Origin of the sequence: Companilactobacillus formosensis, assembly GCF_005405305.1 — a bacterium.
Classification (GTDB): domain Bacteria; phylum Bacillota; class Bacilli; order Lactobacillales; family Lactobacillaceae; genus Companilactobacillus; species Companilactobacillus formosensis.
On sequence record NZ_BJDU01000002.1, the window covers coordinates 67,599 to 92,331 of the forward strand.

Here is a 24,733-nt window from a genome sequence, read left to right on the forward strand (position 1 = left end):
TTTGTAACTATAATTCATACTTTATGATCAAAAATTTTTTAAGATCATAATTTAAAAATATCATATAAGTAGGAGATTTAGAATTAGATTATTTTTTAAATCCTAAATCATTTTTAATATTCTCTGTAAATCTTTGCCGATATATATTCGGTGACAATTGAACCCGTTTCTTAAAAAAATGATAGAAATAAGTTTCATTATCAAAGCCTAATTTCTTTGCAATATTTTGAACAGTCATATCTGTTGCTGTTAATAATTCCTGTGCTCGATGAATTCTAACTTCTTGTGAATAGGCAATTAGTGTACGCTTAGTTTTTTCTTTTAATAGTCGATTTAAATATTCAGCGTTGTAGTGTAATTGTTCTTCCAAATTTTTTCGAGAGATATTGCCATTACTTTTATCAATCAATTCGATAACTTGATTGACTAAAAAATCTTTTTTGGAGTTGTCCAGTAAGTTAGTGATAATTTGAAAATGATGACTGTCTTCCAATTCAGACAATAGTCTTAAGACTAAGCCACTTTGAAAAAATTTAGCTCCAACTTTGACAGTGGTAGTTTCTTGTTGTAGTGAATCCAAAATGATTTTTAAATCCCTATCAGAATCACTGGCAAGACGGTGGAATTTTAAATAATTACGTTGCCAACCGTTTTTGTCATCGAGATTGTGTTTTAAGAATGAAAACACTGCTGCTTGAGATTTGATGTCAATTAAAAGTTGATGTAATAAACTTTCGGATAGATTCAAAAAGACTACTAAGCAATCCGTTTGAAGTCTTTCAGTGTGTTTAACTTGTGGATTCAAAAGACAACCTTCACCAGCTTGAAAAGTAAAGACTTGATTTTCTATATAATTGGTCAATTGGCCGTCTAAAACGTACATTAATTCAAAGTCCCGATCACGATGCATTTTTTGATAGTCGGGGGCCTCAAAAGAATGGAACTTATCATTTTGCAGCATCGTATAAAGGACTTTTTGACCAGTTTTGCGTTTGTAAAACATCGATAAGGGCACATTTGTAGAGATTTCAGGACCATTGTTTGTCGAAGTATCTAAATTGTAAAAGTCTTCTTTCATCCCAATACCTCCAAGTTGGAAAATTGCAGTAAGCGTTTGCTCAAAATCGCATATAAACATTATAGCATAGCGATATTTTGGATAGAATTAAGTATGATGAAAGGATTGATATTATGACTACCAAAGAATCTTTAAATAACAATTGGATGTTTCATTATGGTGAAGTGAAACGCGTTCCTTATAAAACTACTAAAAAAGCCGTGTCTCTGGGTGGAATTACCGCACCTATTAAAGGAGAAAAGGGCAAACGTTTGCCAGTTAGTGCCGGTGGCAGTCACTTTTTGAAGTTGATTGCCCAAGGTGATGAGCAACAAGGACTATTGAATCTAGCTGATACTGATTTAACTTCCGAATTATCAAAAGATTGGAAAAAAGTGGATTTACCTCATGATTGGAAACGACAATTACCTTATATTAATCAACCTGAGAAATTGATGAGTGGGTCTAAACCTGAAACTTGCGGTTATTATCGTAAAACTTTCACATTAAATATTGACGATTTAAATAATTCAAGGACAATTCTGCGTTTTGATGGAGTCATGCGCATGGCTGATGTCTGGCTGAATGGAACATATTTAGGACATAATAACAGCGGATACAACTCCTTTAGTTTCGACATTACCGAGATGGCACGTTACGGTAAAGAAGGAGTCAATGTTGTGTTAGTTCGAGCTGATACTACAACCGGTGCAGAAGGTTGGTGGTATGAAGGTGCTGGGATTTATCGCTCTGTTTGGTTAGAACACAAGCCATTGGTCTCCTTAAGGGAAGATTCTTGTTATGTTTATACGAAATCTTTAGATGATAACGGTGCTCAATTGGGTGTTGAATTGACAGTTGAAAACAATACTGCCACTCAACAAGTCATTTCGCCGCAAGTTTTATTGGATGAGCAAGTTGTGGTGCAATTTGATGAAGTTGAAATAGGTAGCTATCAGAATAAACAATTCAAAACTATGGTTAAGGTAACTGATCCTAAGCTTTGGACACCGGAAAATCCTTATTGTTATAAAGCTGAATTTATTGTAGCTAATGATAAAGTAGTAAAAAATCTGGGTATTCATACGTTTGACTATACAACTTCAGGCTTCTTTTTGAATGGAAAGAGTTATCAATTACATGGTATTTGTGAACATCAGGATTTTGTTGGAGTAGGTACCGCTTTGAATCAAGACATCGTAGACTACAAAGTCTCAGTAATGAAAAAAATGGGTGTTAATGCTTGGCGAAGTACCCATCATTTTGCTTCTGAAGAATTATTGGATGCTTGTGACCGTTATGGAATCATTGTTATCGATGAAAATCGTTTATTGGAGAGTTCTCCATGGAGAATTAATGATTTAAAACAAATGGTACAAAAAGATCGTATGCACGCTTCAATTGCTTTTTGGTCAATTTCTAATGAGGAGTTGGTTGGAAATACACCATTGGGAAGTCGAATTGCTAAAAAAATTGTTAGAACAATTAAAAAATTCGACTACGAACATTTAATTATTGGTGCGGAACTATTAACTCCTGAAGGAATCATTGATGAGGATTACGTCAGAAATTTGGATGTGTTAGGTGTCAATTATCCCGAAGCCGGAGTTATGGGTTCAGGAGCTAGATTAATTCATCAAAAATATACTGATCTACCGATGATGAGTACTGAGAATGCGTCTTATTTCTCAACTAGAGGGGCTTATAAAGATAGTGGTGATTTGGATCAATGTAATAATTTTGGTTCATATTTTTCAATGGTTTTACCCGGAATCAGAAAACCAGGTGATCCAGGTTTAGGTGGGACAGCACATCCTGAAACAGTTATGCAATACTTGCATGAAAATCCTTATATGGGTGGTGTCTTCTTATGGACTGGTTTTGATTATTATGGCGAGCCCTCACCATTTAGTTGGCCAGCTATTAGTTCTCAGTTTGGAATTGCCGATCTGTGTGGTTTTCCAAAAGATTATTACTATTATTATCAAGCTCACTGGACGGCAAAGAAAATGGTTCATTTGATGCCCAGTTGGAATAAAGAACAGTTGAATTTTGATAAAGACGGAAGAACTACTGTTAAAGCTTTCAGCAATGTGCAAGAGGTCGAATTGTTCGTCAATGATAAGAGTTTTGGCAAACAAGTAGTGAGAGATTGCTCAGCCACTTGGAAAATTCCATTTGAGGCGGGAGCAATTAAAGTTCTTGCTTATGAAAATAGTTCGATAGTAGCTTCTGATATAAGATTCACCAACGGTAATACTGTCCGGATTAAGCAGTATAAAGTCTATGAAGGCCAGACAACGACACTTTACAAGTTGATGGCTATCGATGAACAAGGTAATTTAGTTGAAAATGCTGGAAATCAAATCAAATTGCATGTAACAAATGGCAAGCTTATTGCTGGTGGCAATGGCAATCCTATCGATCATAACATGAGTTTTGATAATATTAATTTATTCAATGGTTTGGCTTTAGTAATTGTTTCTAAGAATAGTGAATTGACAGTTAAAAAATAAAGATAGTTATTAAAAACAGATGTCATTTATTAAGCGACATCTGTTTTTTTATGAATGAAATCTTCAATTATTCTACTGTTAACTAATATTTTTTGTGAAATTTATGAAATTAAATTGATTAAAATTTTGTCTATAGTATATAGTCTTGCTTTTCGTATTATTAGTATATTATTGATATAAGTGAATGTAAGGAGTTTTTTATATGAAAACACTTAAAACGAAAATAAACAATTTAGCAGCTTCTAATGATCAAATTATTATCCCAATGAGGAACACATCGTTCAGCTGGATAACTGAAGATGATGAACAAAATAATTACCAACTTGGTTTTAATTTGATTATTCAAAACGAAGAAGGGAAAATAATTCTGGATTCAGGATTTGTTGAATCAAATGAAACTAGTTATCATGTTGATTTATCAAGTTTGTCACAACATTCGACATATTCATGGCAAGTTAAAGTATTTGATAAGAATCAAAAGGCTAGTCCTTGGTCAAAAAGAATGTATTTTACGACGGAATTGAAAACTTGGAATGCTAAATGGATTGAACCCAAACAAAATCACGTTACAAAAGAGGCAGAGCTTAATTTGGCAGCTATGTTTGGTGGTAAGCCAATACCAAAACAAGATTCACCTGATGAACGTTTACGGCCAGTTCAATATTTACAAAAAAGTTTTGAACTTACTAAACCGATAAAAAAAGCTCAACTATTTATGACCGCTCATGGAATTTATTATCCAATGATTAATGGTCAAAGAGTGACACAAGCTCAATTTATGCCCGATTTTACTTCATACAAGAATATTCTTCAATATCAATATTTTGACGTTACTGATTTATTAGCTTCTGAAAATAACTGGACAACCGTTTTAGCCGATGGATGGTATTCCGGTCGAATTAGTACGACGGGAAATGGGGCACAGTTTGGTGATAAAAATGGTATTTTAGGTGAATTAATTGTTACTTTTGAGGATGAAACTCAAAAAATTATTGGAACGGATCAGAGTTTTGTTTCAACGACTGGTAAATATAATTATAGTGATTTATTTATTGGGGAAAAACAGAATTTAAATAATTTTCCAAATTGGTGTAATGCAACTAATGTCGATGAAGTAAACTATAATCTCGATAATTTAGAACCACAAAACGCTCAATATGTTCATGAATTAGCACCAATTTCGGCTAAAAAAATCTGGGTTGATGGTGATGAATTGCTGATCGATTTTGGTCAAGTTATAGCTGGAAAGGTCCGTTTATCGACATTTCTAAGTCAGAATCAAATGATAAAAATTGAACATTCAGAAGTTCTCAATGAAGATGGTCACTTCTTTAACAATATTACGGGGCGAAATAAAGATCAAACCGACTTCTTTATCGGCAAAGGAACTTTTGAAATCTTAGAGCCAGATTTTACTTTCCATGGATTCCGTTATATTCGCATTACTGGTCTGCATAACACAATTTCTACAAGTGATGTAATTGCCATTCCTCTAATGACTAATATGGAAGAATTAGGTTCAATTGAGACTTCAAATAAAAAAATTAATCAGTTATTACAAAATATCAAATGGAGTCAACGTGGTAATATGATTTCCATTCCAACTGACTGTCCGCAAAGAGAACGTGCTGGTTGGACAGGGGACACACAAGTATTTGCACCTACTGCAATGTTCAATATGGATTCAACCGCATTGTTTGAACGTTGGTTAGAAAGCGTCCGTGCTGAACAAAGGGCCGATGGTCAAATTCAAGATTATGCTCCCGCACCAAAGGAATTCTATACATCCAGTCCGCAATTTACTGGGACGTATTCGTCTGCTGGTTGGGGGATGCTATCATCATGGTTCCCTGGACGATTTATCAAAACAACGGCGATATTTCAATACTAAAGGAAAATTATTCGACAATGCAAAAATGGCATAATTATGCCGTAAAAAGCGCTGCTAAAAACAAATTGGACAATTCTAGTCGATATATTTGGGATACAAAGTTTCACTATGGCGATTGGATGTTTCCAAGTTACATGTTCGGTAAAAATGCTAAAGGACCAATGGGAACTGCTCAGGCAACTAAGAATTTAGTTGGAACAGCTTTTCTAGCTTATAGTAGTAAACTATTAAGCCGGATTGCTACGATTTTGAACGATACAGAAAATAGTACTCGGTATCAAAATTACGCCAAAAGAGTTGCTTCAGCCTTTCAAAAATATTTTTGGAGGAATAGTCAACTTACTGCAGATTTTCAAGGTTGTTATGTTTTAGCGATTGCTTTTGATCTCTTAGATGCACCAACAAAGAAATTAGCAGTCAGTCGTTTGGTAGATATGATTCATGTTAATAATAATTGTTTAGATACAGGATTTCTAAGTATGCCATATTTGATGGATGTACTAGCTAAGAATAGACAAAGTGAATTGGCTGAGAAAATACTATTACAAGAAAAAATGCCTTCGTGGCTTTATGAAGTTGATCATGGAGCAACTACAATCTGGGAATCATGGGCCGGTATTGCTCCAGATGGAACGGTTGGAACTTTCTCATTCAATCACTATGCCTTTGGTTGTATTGAAAATTGGATTGTTGAAAATATTGGAGGATTAACCCCAATAGAACCAGGTTATAAAATATTCAAAGTTGTAATTCCAAGAAAGTCAAATTTTACTAGTTTAAAATTGGAATATAATTCCACAAATGGTTTGATTAAAGTCAATTGGAAATACACTGATTCGCATTTAAAAGTCCAACTGCATGTGCCATTTAACACTAAAGCACAGTTGTTCATCAACCATGAAACTAAATTTTTAAGTAGTGGCGATTACGAATTCTAAAAAATGTAACATAAAAATCCGGTGTGAATTTTCACGCCGGATTTTTATGTGAACTATTAATTTCAATTATTATTTATCAATTTTAACTCTTTTTACATTTTTAACTGACATCTTTGTATCTTGGCCTACAACGTAAATTCCTTGCATATCGCCAGTATTCAAGGCACTGATTGCTTCATTGGAGAAGTGCATAGCAGCCACTTTGAAGGATAATTTTTGATTGTTAATTTCAGCTATGAATTCTTTAGTAGCAGGATGATTAATTAGACTGAATTTACTTGGTAAGGTATTTATTTCAGCAATTTTATCTTTGACTACTAAATCCAAAACGTGAACTGTTTTAATTAAATCAAAAGTGCCATGATTATTTCTTTGAATTGTTAAGCTAGCGAAGTGATCACTGTCGATTGTCACAGCAATTCCTAACTGACCATCTTTTAATGAACTTTGTTCAGGATTCAATTCAACTTCAAAAGTTTCATCTTGTTCTGTTTGTCTGATACCCAAAAATGATGGGGTACCAAGATCAGAAAGTGTCAAATCGGATCCAGTTAAAGTTAAATTGTTACTTTTAACTGATAATCTATCTTTAAGTGAATTTCGTAATGAAATCCATTCTGGACTAATGCAGTCATTTGTAAAACTATCTTCAAATAAAGGTAGCTTTTGTTCTGATAGTGTTTTGGCGTGTTCTGGATACTTAGTCAAGTTAACTTCTTGAGAAGGTAGGTCATCGTTAATTACGGGCCAATCACTACTCCAGTCGACAGGATAGAGCATCGTTTCACGACCGGTATTGGTAAAGGTCTTGAAATTGATATTAGCGGGTCTAGTTCCTAAACAAGTGAGCCACCAATTACCATGGCTGTCTTGGAATAAGTCTCCATGACCAATGTTTTGTAGTGGTTCATCAGCTCGGTCACGATTGGTAAAAATTGGATTATTAGGGCAACTTTCAAATGATCCCCAAATATTTTTACTTCTAAAAATTGTAATCATGTGTCCTAGACCAGTGCCACCTTCAGCAGCAAGTAGGTAGTAGTAACCTTTGTTTTTGATGATGTGTGGACCTTCAACGTCACGCCCACCAGTTCCATAAGTTAAAATCTTTGGACCTTGTAGAATTTTTCCAGAAGTGAGGTTGATTTCGACTTGTTGCAGGGCTTTTTGACTGGATTCTAAGTAACCGGTGTATTGAACAAAGGTGTGTCCATCTTCAAAGAAAATGTCGGGATCAATACCATTTACGTCGATATTGATACGTTGCTTGTCCCAAATAATTTTATCGTTAACTAGTTTTCCAGTAATGATGAAAGTCTTAAATTCGGCAAAGTTAGTTGTGATGACGTAGAATCTTCCTTCATGGTAACGAATGCAGACAGCAAAGATTCCTTCGTTGGATTTTGATTTCGTTAAATCAGCTTGGGTGTGGTCGGTTGCAATGCTAGGGAGCGTTTTCCAATTCATAAGATCAGAACTTCTGGCCAAAGTAATTCCTGGATAGTATTCGAAAGTACTGTTGACAATATAATAGTAGTTTCCGACACGAACTATGCTTGGGTCAGGGCGCATCCCCCGTAAAATTGGATTAGTATAACTTTTCATCAACTATCCCTCTCTTTCACTTAGAACTGGTGTGGCAACTAATGTATCAGTGATTTGTTTCAGCTCATTTTCAGGAATATTAATAAATGGGAACAACTTATTAGCTTCTGGAATTGACATTTGACCTAGACGTTCAACATTCACTGGATCATTGAACATATCTAATTCATGAGTGATTTTTTTGATCTTGTCAAATAATTCTTTATCAGCAGTGATATTCAACAATTTAGTTTGTGTTGAGTAACGTCCAATATAGTCATGAGTTGGAGCGTATGAAATTTCGTGGTGACCAACTGTTAAAGTGATTGTTTTGTCACTAACAGTTTGACCATCGATAACGATCTCTTTGCCAACTCTAGGCAAAGTTAATTTCACAGTTTGTCCAAATGGAACGTCGATTATAGCGGAGATTGTGTGTTTGTCATCCGTTTCAAGGTCATATTTAACTTTCAAATCACCATATGAACTGGCATAATGACCAGAAATATGTTTCAAACGGTAGTCAAATTCTGGTTCCACATAAACAGTTTGATAGCCGTTATCTTGTTTGCGTAGACCAAGAACAAACTTATAAGCCCATTCCATAATGGCACCGATTGAGTAGTGATTAAGTGAGTTCATTCCTTCAGGATTCATTGAACCATCAGACATAACTGAGTTCCAACGTTCCCAAATGGTTGTGGCACCGAGTTTGACGGCGTACAACCAGCTTGGATAATCTTCGTTTAGGAAAATCTTTGTAGCTAGGGCGTGTTGACCATTTTCAGACAAAACTTGGCACAAAAATGGGGTACCGACGAATCCAGTTTGTAGGTGATCATTATCTTTCTTGAGACGGGCAACTAAATCTTTAACAACACGTGGCTTTAAGTTTTCAGGAACTAGGTTGAAGTACAAAGTTAAAGCGTAAGCAGTTTGCGTATCGATGGCAACTCGACCAGTTTCGGTAATGTATTCCTTTAAGATATTCTTCTTAATATCATCGCACAAGCTCTTATAAGTTTGGTAATCTTTATCATTGCCCAGAATTTTTGCTGTTTGAGCCACAATATTTGATGAATAGTAGTAATAAACTGAAGCGATGAAGCCTTCATCAGTTTTACCATTAGGAACGGCAGGATTTTCACTATCGAGTGATAACCAGTCGCCGAATTGGAAAGAACCTGTCCAAAGACCAGTACCAGCTTTTGCAACGTTTTTGCTGATCCAGTCGACCCAACCTTTCATGCTTGAGTAATTTTGCTTCAAGATAGCTGTGTCACCGTATTTTTCATACATATTCCAAGGAATAATTGTAGAAGCATCGCCCCAGATAGCAGCTCCACCTTCATCAACGTGTAGAGATGGAGCATACATCGTTAACATTCCATCGTGGTGATCTTGTTCAATTTTCATATCTTTAGCGTATTTCTTGAAGAAAGCGTAGACGTTCATATTATAAGTTGAAGTATTGGAGAAAATATCAGCATCTCCAGTCCAACCAAGACGTTCATCACGTTGAGGACAGTCAGTCGGAACATCGAAGAAGTTGCTTTTTTGACTCCATTGAATATTTTCAAATAAACGATTTACCAATGGTTTGTCAGTCTTTAAAGCACCAGTCATCTTCATGTCAGAATAGACAACAGCAGCCCGGAAGTCTTCTTTTTGTAAAGGTTCAGTATTGCCAGATACCTTGATATAACGGTAACCAAAGTAAGTGAAATGTGGACGAATCCATTTTTCGTTGCCATCTGAGATATAAGTAAAGGCGGCCCTAGCTTCACGCAAATTATCACGGTAGAAATTGCCTTGTTGGAGAATTTCACCGACTTGGATAGTGATCTTAGTACCCTTTGGTTCACGATTGTAAAATTCAATTAGACCGGCTTGATTTTGTCCAAAGTCGATAACTTGTTCATTCTTTGGCGTCTTAATCAGTTCTTTAGCAGGTAAGTATTCTTGAACCTTCAATGGCAAGCTTAATCGATCAGCCAAAATGTCAGTAGGGTAGTCAAGGACAGAAACTGGGGACCAGTTTTCTGGTACAATCGTATCATCAAAATCTTCACCATAGTAGATGGCCGATTTAGTAACTTTACCTGCAGTTGTTAACCATTTGTTGTCTGAGTTTACGACTTCGGTTGAACCGTCAGTATATTCTAGATGTAGTTCAAAGATAGATCGTTGTTGATCACCGTAAATTTTATCCTTACCGCCATCAAAGCCAAGATTTCCTTTGTACCAACCATCTCCAAGGGAGATTTCAATCGAATTGTCACCTTGAACAAAATCCTTTGTAACGTCATAAGTTTGTACTTGAATCAAATAGTCGTAATTAGTAGATCCTGGAGCAAGTAATTCGTCGCCGACTTTTCTATCATTGATATTTAATTCATAAACGCCCAAGCCTGTCATATAGATGCGGGCTTTTTTGACTTCTTTGGTCAAATTTAAGTCACGTTTTAAAAGCGTGTTTGATATATTCTTGTTTAGGTTACCAATCCATTTTCCCGAGAAAGGTTCAGACATTTTGCCTGTTTCAAAAGTCGAAGTGGCAGATACTTCTTCAGAATTATCTTTTATGCTAATGGTTAGGTCATACTTAGTTCTGGGGGTTAATTTCAAATTTGGTTGGAAATAATTGTTATCGTATGCTTCCCAATCAGTTTGATAAACAATTTGTCCATCATTTTTAATCTCTAGTTTTTTTTGAACAGCTAAATTCGTATCAGTATTAAGTGCAAATTCAATTTTTAGGTTGCTTAAATCGAATCCGAGTGGTTCTGTCATATGATTTATTTGAATGTTTTCAATTTTCATTATTTTTTCTCCTTACAGTCTCGTATCTAATTTTCCACAAAATGGATCTACCGGACTTTTACCTAAGAATTCTTCCTGACCCGTGATTTTCTTAACAACGGCTTCGATTGATTCAGGGTTACCAGTATAAGCATTGATCATAGTAGAAATAGTTGGAATATCGAATAAATGATATGGATTGCACATTGAAATGAACAGTGTAGGGATGGAGCGCATGTACCAAGGAGCATCAGCGGCCATCAAATGTATCCAATCGATTCGAGTTGTGGTTTGGTTACTTGCAGTTTCAATGTTAGCAACGTAAATTGCCAAATCAAATTTATCTTTCATATCCTGAACGCCTTCTTCAAAGACTTCGTGGAAATCAAGATGTTTACGATCAAAGAGTGAAACTTTAAATCCTTGTGCTTCTAAATCTTTCTTGAATAGTGCAGTAACGTGGCCGCCTTCTTTGAAACCACCATCGTCACTATCACCCAAAACTACTAAGCGAACGCGAGGATACTTTTTGCTAGTTACAGGTAAAATTTTATTTCTATCTTTAACTAAAGTAACGGCATGCTTTGCTAAATCGGCAGTTTTTGCTTGGTGATCCTTAAGCTTCAAGTCTAATTTTTCGGGAACTTCTTGAGTCAGTTGATTATCAATATTCATAATACCTTGGGTTAATTTAGTACCAAGAATTCGACGAATGGCCTCATCAACACGGTCCATTGAAACAGTGCCATCTTTAACGGCATCAGTAAGGAACTTGTAATCTTCATCGATATTTTTATTGAATAAGATCATATCAATACCAGCATTAATCGTTGCGGGAATAGCTTTTTCACGCGGAAGAATTGATGTATAACCAAGCATTGGTGTGGCATCGGTAATAGTCATTCCATTGAATTGTAATTCTTTGTGAAGCAGACCATCAATCAGAAGTTTTGAGGTTGAAGCAGGACGTAAATCTTTATCTTCAATACCAGGGTCTAGCTTACGTTCCCAAGCTGGTTGCATGATGTGTGCGATCATTACGGCTGGAAGACCTTGCTTAATCAAATGACGATAGATTTGACCATAAGAGTTCATCCACTCATCGGTACCCAAAGAATTAACTGAACTGACTAAATGTTGATCACGTTCATCGACGCCATCGCCAGGGAAATGCTTAGCAACAGGAATTACGTTATTATTTTTTAATCCCTTAATTTCAGCATCAACCATCTTCATGACACGATTCTTATCACTACCAAAAGTTCTTACATTCATAATGGGATTACGAAAATTATTGTCTATATCAACAATAGGTGAAAATGCCATGTTATCGCCAACTTGAGCAGCTTCATAACCAGAAATATCACCTAAATTGAAAGCTTGTTTAGAATCATCTGTTGCAGCGACTGACATTGGACGACCGAACCAAGTACCTTCGTTAACTAAACCATTACCACCAGCTTCAAGATTAGCAGCGATAAATGTTGGGATTTTTGATTCTTTTTGAATCGTAGCTATCTCATGCTTAATTTTTTTGGCACTGTCAGGACGATACATAACGCCGCCAGGATGGTACTTGTTGACGAAATCCTTAATATTGACGGTATCTTCGTCTTGTCCAATTACAAAAAATAGTTGACCAATTTTCTCAGCAAGTGTCATTTTACTGATTTGTTTATCGATATATTTTATTTGTTCTGTTGAAAGATTATATGGTACTTTTGTTAAATCTAACATGAAATTCCTCCACACATTATTGATTTAACTAAATTGTAAGCCCTTAATATTTTTCCAACTATTGTCAAATGATATTCGTACTATGTTCATTTCACATATTTTTGATATACGCTATAATGACAATTAGTGAGGTAAATAAAAGATGACTAAAAGTATTATGGAAATTTTACGTTCAAATAATTCTCCAAGAGAATTCTCTAATGTTTTGGAGAAAGTTGAGAAAAATGAAGCTAGTATAGCACCAACTAAGACGATTAATGGAGAACCGGTTTATCGTTTTTTTAATACATATAATGATAATCTAGTGCTAAATACCAATCCGATTTCAATTTCAGTTCAACCAATCGAATCAGACGTCCCTTATCATTATCATAATTTTGTTGACATCGTGGCACCTCTCATTGGTAACTGTACTGCTGTAATCAATGAAAAAGAAATTGAAATGCAGCAGGGGGATCTCTTATTTGTTGGAAATCATACTATACATACAGTAGAACCTATCGGAACGAATGACATTGTAATTGATATTGCTTTAAGAAATACGGCTTTTTCGTTGAATGAATTAAATTCTTTACTACACGATAACCGCCAAACTAATATTTCGGGAATGCTTTTTTCACTTTTATCAGATAGAAATTATGGAGAGGGACAGTATAGTTTATTTAAAACAAATAATAATTCTAAAATTAGCCGGAATGTCTGGGATATTATTGATGAATACTATCACCCAGACAAAGAATCAGACAAGATTATCCGTTTAGAAATTATGGTTTTATTCTCAAGACTAATTCGTGAAACAGTCAAGACTAATAATGTTAATTGGAAAGCCAGTGATAAAAAAAGAACCAATATCCTATCTTTGTTGCTCTACATTGAAAACAATTATTCCAATATCACACTAGATGATATGGCTAAGCATTTTGGTTACAATTCCAATTACTTATCTTCATTCTTAAAAAAATCTACCGGAATGACCTTTATTAAGTTAGTTCACTTGCAAAGAGTCAATGCTGCAGCAGAATATTTAAACTATACGAGTGCTTCAATAGAAAGAATTTCTTATAAAGTTGGATATGAGAATCCGTCATATTTCTATAAGATTTTTAAAAAGGTATTAGGTATCTCACCTGATTTATACCGCCAAAAAGCCCAACTTAACAATGAATAGATGATATAAGCTATTTTATTTATAAGAAATAAAAGGGCAGGGTAATCTGTGAAATGAACATAAATTAGCTTGTCTTTGCATATAGTCCAAAATTGATCTTCAGAATATGATTAATTTGTAAATGAAAGCGTAAACATATTTTGGAGGTTATAACATGGATAAAAAGAAAATTCCACTAGTTCTTGGTATTTTAAGTATGAATTTATTGTTGATGTCAACATCAGCAGTAAGTGCTGCTATTGCAGCTATTGCAAAATCATTCCCTAAAGAACCTATTTCAAAAGTTCAAATGATTGGTTCAATACCACAATTTGGTCAATTGATTGCGACAATCATTTTTAGTTACTTAGCATTTAAATTGACAAGAAAAAATCTTGGCCTGCTAGCTGTTGCAATAGTAGGTGTGGCTGGTTTGTTACCAGTCTTCTATTCAAGTAGCTTAAATCTAATTTTGGCCTGCATGATTTTTGTTGGTTTTGGTACTGGCCTTATTAGTAATGTTGCTCCGGTTTTGTTACAAATTAATTTTGATGGTGAAGAACGTGCCACAGCTATGGGGTGGTCTGTTGGTGCCAATAACATTGGTATGATGGTCTTTACAGCTTTAGGAGGCGCTTTGGGTGCAACCGATTGGCACAATCTTTTTTGGATTTATGCTTTAACAATTGTAATTTTCTTAATGGTATTTTTCCTAGTTCCACAAGATGTTAAACTTGCTGAACAGGATAATGATAAATCCGAAAAGACTAATTTTAAGGATATTATTGGTTCATTAGATAAGCACGTTTATTTAATTTTAATTATCAGTTTTGTTTTATCTTTATGTATGATGATATTTATGACTAATCAATCCATTGTTCTCGCAGGTAAAGGGAATGGTACTGCATATGTTGCCATGGTTACGGCCATTGGTAATATTGGTGGAATCATTGCTGCGGTATTGATTAAATACATCCGTAAAATCACTAAAACTAATACAATTGCTTGGGGATTCGTCGCTTTCGTCTTATCATTTGTTATAGTTTTATTCACAAATAATATCGTATTTCATATTTTAGGTAATATGTTTTCTGGTGTTGGTATCGTTTTAGTCAATGCTACAATTCCTTATGAATTATCGGTTCTTACAAATGAGAAAGAATTTACAGTTGCTATCGCGATGAATACTTTTATTTCATCAGTTGCCGGAATGTTCGCACCAATGATCATTTCAATGTTAAATATTTCTGCTGGTGAACAATCATTTGTTGCTGGTGCAATTTTAGCAACCGTTGTCTTTGCAATTTTGATTATCAGTAGATTTGGTAAGAAAATTGAAAAAATTGGACAAACGGATAATGTTGCTTAAAAATTTGTATTTATTTTTTAATCAGTATGAATAGTTGTGGAATGTTTGGGATAGTTTCTTTATGGTTATAAGACATTATAATAATATTCAGCTAAGACTGGAGTTTGAAGTGCTCTAAAATTGTTAGACATAATCTAACAACTGTAGGAGCGCTTTTTTTATGACCAAATACTCTTTAGAATTTAAAATAAAATTGGTAAATGAATATTTAGAAGGACAAATAACGATACTTGGTTTAGCTAAAAAATATGGGATACCAAGTAAATCTCCCATTTATAATTGGGTACACGAAGCCGAGGCTAATGGGCTGAACTCTTTAAAGAATAAAAGATCTCATAAAGAATATTCTCAAGACTTTAAGTTATACGTGATAGAATGTTATAAATTTCACGAGATCAGTCGCCTTGATACCGCAATTCATTTTAAAATATCGCCCGGTCAAGTTAGTTCTTGGATTTATATATATAATCATTATGGTGTTGCGGGATTATGGCGGCGTCCCAGAGGGAGACGCCCATTAATGGCGAAAAGAAAGAAAAAAACTCATTTAAGTTCTTCAAAAGAAGAGAAATATAAACAAGAAATACTCGATTTAAAGTCAAAATTACATGATACAGAAATGGACCGTGATATTTTAAAAGCACTAAAGGCCTTGAGAGAAAACAATCACAGCTTGAGAAAGCAAAAATAGTTGAATCGTTAACTGATAAATACAAACTTACTGAACTATTAAACAAAATAAATTTACCAAGATCTACATACTATGAACGTCTCAATAAAGTCAAAAAGCCAGATAAGTATGCCCAATTAAAGAAATTCATCACACAGACTTATTATGATTCAAACTCAACCTACGGTTATCGTAGAATCTGTAAAAAATCTATCAAGGCCGGATTTAAAAATTCTCCAGAAACCGTACGTCGATTAATGGATGAATTAAATATAAAAGTAACTATTTATTCACGTCATACATCTGGTTATAGTTCCTTTAAAGGTAGAAAGCTTCCAATATCTTAAAACAAGAGTTTAAGGAAACAGAACCATTAAAAGTATTACATACAGATGTGACTCAAATACGTTTACAAAAAGGAAAATGGGGATATATTCCCGCTGTCTTGGACCAAGCCAGCGGAGAAACATTATCTTATTCAGGAAGTTCAAGTCCAAACGAGTTAATGATCAAAGATACACTTGATAAATTGAAACAAAATATAGATCCATCATTAAATCCAATCCTTCATTCAGATCAAGGATGGCATTATCAATTAAAGTACTATAGAGACATATTAAAAGAAATGAATATTAAGCAAAGCATGTCTCGTAAAGGTAATTGTCACGATAATGCCCCTATCGAGAGCTTTTTCAATCTGCTTAAAAGAGAGTGTCTTTACAGGAATAACATTCTTGATTTAGATCAGTTAAAGCAATTAGTTGATGAATATATTAATTGGTATAACAATGATCGAATTTCTTTAAAAAGAAAAGGATTGTCTCCTGTTGAATACAGGGAACAATCCATGATTTCCTAAAACTTATAAAAATGTCTAACTTTTTTATTGCACTTCATGCTGAGGGCTATTTTAATGGATATTTAATTTTAATTTGTATTAGAGATTTATACAGTAATTTAAATAGTCAATATCATATCGCCATTTTCAACTGTATTAATGCCATATTCTTCAACCTTTTTTTCAGTGTCTGTAATGACGATTGGAGTGATAATATCGAAACCGTGTTTTTGAATTTCGTCAAAATTAACAGTCATCATTAATTGTCCTTTATGAACTTGATCTCCTAATTTGATACTTGGTTCAAAGAATTTTCCTTTCAGTTCAACGGTATTAAGACCAATATGAATCAAAACTTCTGTTCCATTCTTTGATTTTAATCCAATGGCATGATTGGTAGGAAATAGTGCAGTGATTTCTCCATCAAAAGGAGCATAAATATGGTTATCAGTTGGCTTTATAGCAACACCGTCACCTAAAAGTTTTTGAGAAAATACATCATCATTTACAGATGAAAGAGGGATGACTTTTCCAGCAACTGGAGCGTCTACTTCATCAGATAGTCCTTTAGAATCGAAAATGTCTTTCTTCTTATCTTCATCAACAGTGTTCTTTTCAAATTTTTTGAATAAAACAACCGTTGCTATAGCAGAAACTATCATCGTAATGGCAAGTGAAATCAAAATACTATAGAAATAATTCATCGTATTATCACCAATGTACATCATCACAGCAGGAAGTCCAGACGAACCTGTGGCAAATCTTCTAGTAGCAGTAATTCCGGCAAAGATACCACCACAAGCACCACCAATGGCACCAGCGACAAGAGGATATTTTTTGGGGAAATTTAATCCATACATTGCAGGTTCAGAAACACCCATTAAAGCTGTAACACCTGTAGAAGCACCAATTTGTTTGGTTTTACTGTCTTTTGAAAGCGTACCAACCATTATAGCGGCAATACCTTGTCCAATATTTGCCAATAAAACACCAGGACCAAAAACAGAATCATATCCCATTTGAGATAATTGAATAAAACCAATTGGAGCTAAACTGTGGTGAAGACCGAACACAACTAAAATTGAATAAAAGCTACCTAGTAAGAATGGTGGTGCCCAGCTAGCATTCTTGCTCAACCATGTGAAGATAACAGTTAGTCCTGACCCAACGAAATCGCCAAGTGGTCCGACAATTGTTAATGCGAGAATTCCCATAATTAAGAATAATAGCATTGGGGCAAATACGATTCTTACTGCATTTGGGATAACCTTGTTTAAGAATCTTTCAATAGGAGCTTGTAATAGGATTACTAAAATAACGGGAATAACGGTTCCGGTATATTTAACGGCATACAATGGGATTACATTAAATAAATGTATTGCCTTGCCGGAATCTACTAAAGTTGCCCAAGTAGGATGGACCATAATGGCCGCCACTGCGACTGCTAAGAATGGATTCGTCTTTAATTTTTGAGCGGTTGTAAATGCTAATAGCATTGGTAGAAAGGCAAATGTTCCATCGCCAATCATATTCAAAATAGTATAACTTTGACTAGTCTGGGAAATAAGATTAAATGTTACCAATAAGGCTAGTAAAGCTTTAACCATACCTGCACCAGCTAATGCGGGAATAATAGGAGAGAAGATACTAGAAATAAAATCTGCGACTAAATCTAACTTGCTCTTCTTTTTTTCTTCAATAGGGTCTTTAGATTCATTTTTTTGAATTGTCGATCCATCTTTACTTTTTATATAATCTTCTACCGCATCATAAACATCGGCGACTTGCATACCTATAACAACTTGGAACTGGCCACCACTTATTACGACTTTTAGAACGTCTTTATTTTTAGATATAGCATCTTTGTTAGCTTTTTGCGTATCTTTAAGCTTGAATCTAAGTCTTGTTTAACAATGGTGTAATGAATCAATGTTTTCAATTCCACCTACATTATCAACAATCATCTTTGCGAGTTGACGATAATTTGAACTCATAAAATCACCTCATGTATTTGTTTCACCGGTGTACGTGAAGTAATTTACGTCATTTTTAATAGTTATACAAGCGCTTTCATACAAATAGGAACGGCGTTCCTTAATTAGTGTCGAAAATCGTATAATTACGAAACAACCTGGGATTTTTAGTGCTATCTAGCCTGTTAAACTAAAATTAAAAGAACATGAAAGGTGTTTAAAAATGACAGTTAAAACATTTCCAAAAAATTTCTTATGGGGCGGTTCTACCTCAGCAAATCAAATAGAAGGAGCTTGGAATATTAATGGTAAAGGTCCGTCGGTAGCTGATGTTCAATTGTTTAGAAATCCTCAAACAGTTGCGGAACTGAATAATGTAAAAGGCAATACAGATATTACTGATGACATGATTGATACAGCATTAAAAAGTAATAGTGAGTATAATTATCCAAAGCGGCATGGAATTGATTTTTATCATCATTATAAAGAAGATATTGAATTATTTGCCGAAATGGGTTTTAAAGCATATCGTTTCTCAATTGCTTGGAGCAGAATTTTTCCAAATGGTGATGATCAGCATGCAAATAAAAAAGGGTTAGAATTCTATAGCGATGTTGTAAATGAATGTTTGAAATATAATATCGAGCCAATCATTACTCTCTCTCACTATGAAATACCTTTGAATTTATGTACTAAATATAATGGTTGGTATGATAGACGTACAATTGGATTCTTTATGAATTATGTAAAAGCAGTAATTGATGAATTGGGAGACAAGGTTCGTTATTGGCTTACTTTTAATGAAATAGATAGTATTTTGAGACATCCATTTATGACTGGAGGACTTATTGAAAGTCGATTTCCGAAAGATAAATTTCAGACTGTTCTTTATCAAGCTATGCATCATCAGTTAGTAGCCAGTTCATTAGCAACGAAATATATACATGAGATGAATTCTAATAGTAAAGTCGGCTGCATGACTACCAAATTGACTTATTATCCTTATTCAATCAAACCAAGTGACGTTCTCGCCACAAAAGAAAAAATGAGACAAGTATACGCTTTTGCAGATATCCAAGTTTTTGGGGAATATCCTTCGTACTTACTTTCTAAATTTAAAAATGAAAATATTAATATAAAGATGACAAAAGACGATTTAAATATTTTAAAGGAGAATACAGTCGATTTTGTTTCATTTAGTTATTATCAGACTTCCTGTGTTGCATCTGATGAGTCAAATCTTGAATTAACTAGTGGTAACACTACGATTGGTGTAAAAAATCCTTATCTTCCATCCAGTGAATGGGGATGGCAAATTGATCCTACTGGATTAAGAATATCTTTGATTGATTTATATGATCGTTATAGAATTCCTTTAATGATTGTTGAAAATGGTCTAGGTGCAAAAGATACATTAGAACCAGATTCTACTATCCATGATGATTACCGTATTAAATATCTCGAAGCTCATATTAAGGCAATGTATGATGCTATTCATGAAGATGGGGTTGATTTAATGGGGTATACTCCCTGGGGTCCAATCGATCTTTTGTCAAATTCAACTATTCAAATGTCCAAACGTTATGGTTTCATATATGTTGACTTAAATGATGATGGTTCTGGAACATATAATAGATATAAGAAAGATTCATTTTATTGGTATAAAGATGTAATTAGTTCAAATGGTTCAAGTATACTTAATGAAAGGGTATTAAATTAACTTTTATGGGGGGTATATAGATGGCTTTGATTGAAGAATTGGAAGAAATATCTGTTACAGAAACTAACGCAAAGAAGTATATTGCTGAATTTTTACTTAAAGAGAAAGAACACATTGGTAATTATTCTATGCAACAAATTGCTGATCAGACGTTTACATCGAAATCGACACTCTTTCGATTTGCTCAAAGTCTTAATTACTCAGGATGGAAAGAATTTATGCAAACTTTTTAGAAGAAATTACCTATGTAAATAAGCACTATTCAGATATTGACCCTAATTTACCTTTTTTAGCGGGAGAATCAACAGATTCAATTATTGAAAAATTGACTGAGATACAAATAGAGAGTCTCAGGAACACTACTGATTTGGTAGATGTTTCTATCCTTAATATGGCAGTAGATAGAATTCTAAATGCTAATAAGCATATTATTTTATTTGGAATAAGTCCTAATAATTTGATGGGAGAACTATTAAGAAGAAAATTAGAAAGTATTGGAATTATTGTAGCTATTGCCAATACAGATGAAGGTGGATCATTGGCTGCAGCTATGGATAAAGGAGATTGTGCAATACTTGTATCTTATTCTGGAAATAATTCATCTAGAGAGCCCATGAGATTTGTTGATATTTTGAAAAAGAATCATGTTAATTTAATCGCCATTACAAGTTCTGAGGATAATTACCTTAGAAAAAATGTCGATTGCTGTTTGACCATTTCTTCCAGAGAAAAGCTGTATAGCAAAATCGGTAATTTTACGACTGAAGAATCGATTATTCATATTTTTAATTTAATATATGCCTCTTGTTTTGCTAGAAATTTTATACATAATTACGAATATAAGGTTAAGAATTCTGAGAATTTTGAATATAGAAGAAATGCTTCTACGTTTAATATAAAAGAAAAATGAAAATGATTTTTGAATCAATACGTTATTACATTATTTATAAAAATCAAAAAACATCCCTCTCGCACAATTTAGGGATGTTTTTGTATTTTAATGATTCTTTGCAAGTGAATAATCAATAAATTTTTCCTTTAATTTCTGATTTTGATTATTATCAAGATAGCATAAGCTTATTTTTGCAATAGTATTTGGAACAACTGGTATTTTTACAATCTCATTATCTTCTGGAACTAAATTACTCATCAATAAAGAAATTCCAAATCCATTCTTTACAAATTCTACAATATTTTCTATAAACCTATCTGCATATACAATATTTGGTGTGAACCCCTGACTCTTGCACAATTCAACGCATAGTTTATAAGGACGAGAATTTACCGGTTCAAATATAAAATCTTCGTCCTTTAAATCTGAGATAGTTATTACTTTAGATTTTGCTAGTGGATGCGTTATCGGCAAAACAGCTACTAGTTGATCACGTTTATAAAAAATATTTTTAAGCTTTTTACTTTCAATGTTTTTTATAAATGCAACATCTAATTCATTATTTAATAATTCTTTTTCCAGAGTACTACTTTGGTTAGTAGATATTTTACAATGAACACCTGTATCATTCATAAAATCCATTATTAAATCCAATATTCCATAATCGGCTACGGATGGTATGCCACCAATCCTCAAAGAAACTTCTTCTGATAAAGATTTCCTTATGGCGCTATCACATTCATCTTGCAAAATACTTATTTGCTTTGCATAATCATAATAAATTTTTCCATATTTGGTTAATGAAGTACCTGTCGGTGTTCTTAGGAATAATTTAGTACCCATGTTGGATTCTAATTTCATTATATTTTTAGATAAACTAGATTGCGTAACGTACAACGAAGCGGCCGCATCAGAAAAGTTATTATATTCTGCCAAAGCTAAAAAACTATCCAAATATCTTAAATTCATATCTATACCCTCTATCATTCCTATTAAGAATACAGTATATTCCTACTTTGAATTGAGAGTCAAAGTAATTCAAGTAATAATAGAAGCGTAAAGAAAACGCTTACTTAGATAAGTGGAATACTTTTGGAAGGGAGAGAAAAATGAAGGAAAGAGTAAAAGTAGGATTTGGGAAAAGTATAATCAAAATTAATGATGAAGACCTTCCCATACGGGAGTTCGCTAGTAAATTAACAGATTTATATACAAGAGTGATTTTCCTAAAAAATGATTCGTCAAAACTAAAAATATTAGTATCCATTGAAATGACATCCTTAACGCAGAGAGATATTAATAAATTTAAAGAATTAATTTGTAATAAGTATAATACCGATTCAAAAAACATTTGGATTACCGTAACGCATACTTTTTCAGCTCCACATTTAAAACATGATATTTCTAATACAGACGATAAAAAAGTTTATAAATTTTGGATAGAAAAGATTGAAACCAGTTTAAAGGAATCGTGTAATGAAGCGTTTTTGGATTTACAATTCGTTAAAATTTCATACAACTCAATTTATTGTCCGTTAAATATTAATCGAAATATAGAAACTGCACAAGGATGGTGGCTAGGTCGCAATTTTAAAGCTTTTAGCAATCATATGTTAAAAACCATTGTATTTGAGAAAGCTAATGGGACAAAGAATCTAATATTTAATTTTGATATGCAACCGAGTGTGTTTGATCATATTTCAAATGACAATAACCAGAGAGTCATTGCTAGCGATATTTTTGGTATTGCTGCTACTCATGTAGAAAATCGTTATTCCAACATTGTTTTCCCACTAATAGGTGCAGCAGGTGATCAAAGGCCACTTATTGTTGCAGATAATAGTCATTCATATGCAGTTAACAGACAGCTATTATTTGAACAATCCAGCTTATTGAAAGATGCAATATTGCAATCGGTTAATAGCAATAAAACAACTGAATTGGATAGATTTGATATATTTGAGGTTAATCTAATTTTATCTGGTCAAATTCAACAACATGGGACTTTTGATTTGAGTCCTACGCATGATTACAAATTCTTGAAATCTGAAACACCAATTAAAGCAAATATATTTGCTCTACAATTAAATGATATTCTCGTTTTAGGAACTCAACCCGAGCTGAACAGTTCATTTGCCAACAAATTTATTAAAAGAATTAATTGTTCAAAAGTAATTATGTCAACATTGGTTAATGGTGGTCTTAAATATTTACCAGAAAAAAAGGATTTTGAAAGAATTACTTATGAAGCAATGAATACTAGTCTTGGCCAAAATGCAGATGAAGAATTCTTAAGAGTATCAGAAGAAATCAATATTAAATTAAAGGAGGGAAAATCTTGTTAATTGGACATGGAAGAATCGATATAACACCAAGTGGAACATTTTACTTACTTGGATATAAGAATCCTATGAGAAATGATCCAGCTAAGGGTGTACATGATCACATTTTTATTAATGGTCTATTATTCCATAACTCAAAAGGTGAAGAGTGTTTTCTAGCAACAGGGGATCTTTTGGAACTAGAAGACATTGTTGCAGCAGATATTCGTCAGAAAATCAGTTCTAAATTCAATATTGCAATGGAAAATATTGTAATTGGGGTAACTCACGATCATCATTCTGTTCGTGATTATCATCGGACTTGGGAATTTGGCAAATACAATCAGAAATATTATGACTTCTTCGTCGATTCCTTCGTTAAATTATTTGACCAATGTAAAAAGTCATTGATAAATGTAACAGTTCAATATGGTCAAAAATTGGTATTAGGTTATTACAGTAATAGAAATCATAAAGGTCAACAATCAGATAATATTGTCTCTGTAACTAAATTTATCCATGAGGGCAAAGCAATTGCTGGGATTGTAAATTTAGCAGTTCATTCGACAGTGTTGAGTGCCAATAATATGTATTTAACGGGAGATTTATCCGGAAATCTTTCAAAAGAGCTTTATAATTCTTGGGGATTTTATCCTTTGATGCTTGTAGGTTGTGCTGCCGATTCTAGTAACCACTATGATAGGCAAGGTAAAGATTTTGATGAACTTCAAAGGGTCGTTATAGGATTGTCAAAGTCCATTTCAACAATCGATACTTCTAAAACCATTAACATGGTCTCAGACAATATCCATGTAATTACTCAATCACAAGAAGTAATTAGTGATAAGCAAAGTTATGATCGTGATTTAAAAGAAACAATTCAAGAACTAGAAAATGGAACAAAGAAAATCGTTGGCTCTCAAACACCCAAAGAAATAATAAATAAATGTGAAAACCAATTATCGGAGCCACAATTTCATGATGTTATTTCGATGGAAATTTTAGATATTGGAGATTTGAGAATTTTTGTTTTCCCAGGAGAATTAGCTTCCGCAGGAGCAAAAATGTTACGTGCTTCCACTGATAAAACTGTTCTTATTGCAGGCTATTCCAATGGGTTTCATTACTATTTTTTACAAGCAAAAGATTACGGACTATCATTTGAAACAATCGGTAATCCAGTTCCAGCTGGAACCTTTGAGGAAATCATTTCTAAATTTGTTCTTGGCAGTCGAATGCTTGATGTTTACGAGAAGAATTAACTATTTTTGAGCCGTA

19 protein-coding genes are annotated in these 24,733 nt (G+C 33.7%); 13 read left to right on the forward strand and 6 right to left on the reverse strand.

Annotation, left to right across the window (positions count from 1 at the left end; translation table 11 throughout):
• Window positions 1–88: 88 nt before the first annotated feature.
• On the reverse strand, window positions 89–1,078 hold the full coding sequence (locus FFM65_RS02690; protein ID WP_119317707.1) for an AraC family transcriptional regulator: 990 nt from the start codon (window positions 1,076–1,078) through the stop codon (window positions 89–91).
• A 113-nt stretch (window positions 1,079–1,191) separates the two neighbouring features.
• On the opposite strand from FFM65_RS02690, the gene FFM65_RS02695 reads away from it, so the two are divergent.
• From FFM65_RS02695 to FFM65_RS02705, 3 genes are all read left to right on the forward strand, one after another.
• The gene (locus tag FFM65_RS02695; RefSeq protein WP_119317706.1) at window positions 1,192–3,573 is read left to right on the forward strand and encodes a glycoside hydrolase family 2 TIM barrel-domain containing protein; all 2,382 of its coding nucleotides are present in this window, start codon (window positions 1,192–1,194) and stop codon (window positions 3,571–3,573) included.
• 202 nt (window positions 3,574–3,775) lie between these two features.
• Window positions 3,776–5,464, forward strand: a complete 1,689-nt coding sequence (locus tag FFM65_RS02700) for a family 78 glycoside hydrolase catalytic domain (protein WP_119317705.1) — start codon at window positions 3,776–3,778, stop codon at window positions 5,462–5,464.
• Window positions 5,416–6,402: an alpha-L-rhamnosidase-related protein gene (locus FFM65_RS02705; RefSeq protein ID WP_119317704.1), complete on the forward strand. Its 987-nt coding sequence runs from the start codon at window positions 5,416–5,418 to the stop codon at window positions 6,400–6,402. Before FFM65_RS02700 ends, FFM65_RS02705 begins: the two co-directional genes overlap by 49 nt.
• Before the next feature lie 69 nt (window positions 6,403–6,471).
• On the opposite strand, the gene FFM65_RS02710 is transcribed toward FFM65_RS02705, so the two are convergent.
• The 3 genes from FFM65_RS02710 to FFM65_RS02720 are packed head-to-tail and all read right to left on the reverse strand — an operon-like array spanning window position 6,472 to window position 12,525.
• Window positions 6,472–8,007 carry a glycoside hydrolase family 43 protein gene (locus tag FFM65_RS02710; RefSeq protein ID WP_119317703.1) on the reverse strand — a complete coding sequence of 512 codons (1,536 nt, stop codon included), beginning with the start codon at window positions 8,005–8,007 and terminating at the stop codon, window positions 6,472–6,474.
• Window positions 8,008–8,010: 3 nt separating this feature from the next.
• Window positions 8,011–10,809, reverse strand: coding sequence for an alpha-L-rhamnosidase (locus FFM65_RS02715; protein WP_119317702.1), 2,799 nt, complete (start codon window positions 10,807–10,809; stop codon window positions 8,011–8,013).
• Between the two features lie 12 nt (window positions 10,810–10,821).
• Window positions 10,822–12,525 (reverse strand): glycoside hydrolase family 3 protein, encoded by a 1,704-nt coding sequence (locus tag FFM65_RS02720; protein WP_119317701.1) that lies wholly within the window; start codon window positions 12,523–12,525, stop codon window positions 10,822–10,824.
• A 142-nt stretch (window positions 12,526–12,667) separates the two neighbouring features.
• Between FFM65_RS02720 and FFM65_RS02725 the strand changes: the two genes are divergently transcribed.
• The 5 genes from FFM65_RS02725 (at window position 12,668) to FFM65_RS02745 (ending at window position 16,570) form a co-directional block, all read left to right on the forward strand.
• Window positions 12,668–13,693: an AraC family transcriptional regulator gene (locus FFM65_RS02725; RefSeq protein WP_119317700.1), complete on the forward strand. Its 1,026-nt coding sequence runs from the start codon at window positions 12,668–12,670 to the stop codon at window positions 13,691–13,693.
• A 154-nt stretch (window positions 13,694–13,847) separates the two neighbouring features.
• Window positions 13,848–15,041: an MFS transporter gene (locus tag FFM65_RS02730; RefSeq protein ID WP_119317699.1), complete on the forward strand. Its 1,194-nt coding sequence runs from the start codon at window positions 13,848–13,850 to the stop codon at window positions 15,039–15,041.
• A gap of 160 nt (window positions 15,042–15,201) precedes the next feature.
• Entirely contained in the window at window positions 15,202–15,732 is a 531-nt protein-coding gene (locus FFM65_RS02735) for a helix-turn-helix domain-containing protein (protein WP_119317698.1), read from the forward strand.
• Between the two features lie 47 nt (window positions 15,733–15,779).
• Window positions 15,780–16,058: an IS3 family transposase gene (locus tag FFM65_RS12440; RefSeq protein WP_371851272.1), complete on the forward strand. Its 279-nt coding sequence runs from the start codon at window positions 15,780–15,782 to the stop codon at window positions 16,056–16,058.
• The gene (locus FFM65_RS02745; RefSeq protein WP_119317696.1) at window positions 16,052–16,570 is read left to right on the forward strand and encodes an IS3 family transposase; all 519 of its coding nucleotides are present in this window, start codon (window positions 16,052–16,054) and stop codon (window positions 16,568–16,570) included. Before FFM65_RS12440 ends, FFM65_RS02745 begins: the two co-directional genes overlap by 7 nt.
• Window positions 16,571–16,668: 98 nt before the next feature.
• On the opposite strand, the gene FFM65_RS02750 is transcribed toward FFM65_RS02745, so the two are convergent.
• The gene (locus FFM65_RS02750; protein ID WP_119317695.1) at window positions 16,669–18,339 is read right to left on the reverse strand and encodes a glucose PTS transporter subunit IIA; all 1,671 of its coding nucleotides are present in this window, start codon (window positions 18,337–18,339) and stop codon (window positions 16,669–16,671) included.
• 406 nt (window positions 18,340–18,745) lie between these two features.
• Between FFM65_RS02750 and FFM65_RS02760 the strand changes: the two genes are divergently transcribed.
• From FFM65_RS02760 to FFM65_RS02770, 3 genes are read left to right on the forward strand one after another with little or no spacing between them, the layout of a single operon-like run.
• A complete protein-coding gene (locus tag FFM65_RS02760) occupies window positions 18,746–20,242 on the forward strand; it encodes a glycoside hydrolase family 1 protein (RefSeq protein ID WP_119317693.1) in 1,497 nt (498 codons plus the stop codon).
• A 20-nt stretch (window positions 20,243–20,262) separates the two neighbouring features.
• Window positions 20,263–20,475 (forward strand): MurR/RpiR family transcriptional regulator, encoded by a 213-nt coding sequence (locus FFM65_RS02765; protein ID WP_119317692.1) that lies wholly within the window; start codon window positions 20,263–20,265, stop codon window positions 20,473–20,475.
• Window positions 20,448–21,152, forward strand: a complete 705-nt coding sequence (locus FFM65_RS02770) for a MurR/RpiR family transcriptional regulator (protein WP_119317691.1) — start codon at window positions 20,448–20,450, stop codon at window positions 21,150–21,152. Before FFM65_RS02765 ends, FFM65_RS02770 begins: the two co-directional genes overlap by 28 nt.
• An 87-nt stretch (window positions 21,153–21,239) precedes the next feature.
• Here FFM65_RS02770 and FFM65_RS02775 read toward each other — a convergent pair whose 3' ends face one another.
• The gene (locus tag FFM65_RS02775; RefSeq protein ID WP_162897903.1) at window positions 21,240–22,103 is read right to left on the reverse strand and encodes a LysR substrate-binding domain-containing protein; all 864 of its coding nucleotides are present in this window, start codon (window positions 22,101–22,103) and stop codon (window positions 21,240–21,242) included.
• A gap of 140 nt (window positions 22,104–22,243) precedes the next feature.
• On the opposite strand from FFM65_RS02775, the gene FFM65_RS02780 reads away from it, so the two are divergent.
• Together FFM65_RS02780 and FFM65_RS02785 are read left to right on the forward strand one after the other, a co-directional pair.
• Window positions 22,244–23,479 (forward strand): hypothetical protein, encoded by a 1,236-nt coding sequence (locus FFM65_RS02780; RefSeq protein WP_119317689.1) that lies wholly within the window; start codon window positions 22,244–22,246, stop codon window positions 23,477–23,479.
• Window positions 23,473–24,717 (forward strand): neutral/alkaline non-lysosomal ceramidase N-terminal domain-containing protein, encoded by a 1,245-nt coding sequence (locus FFM65_RS02785; RefSeq protein ID WP_119317688.1) that lies wholly within the window; start codon window positions 23,473–23,475, stop codon window positions 24,715–24,717. The genes FFM65_RS02780 and FFM65_RS02785 overlap by 7 nt, the downstream gene beginning before the upstream one ends.
• Window positions 24,718–24,733 lie beyond the last annotated feature (16 nt).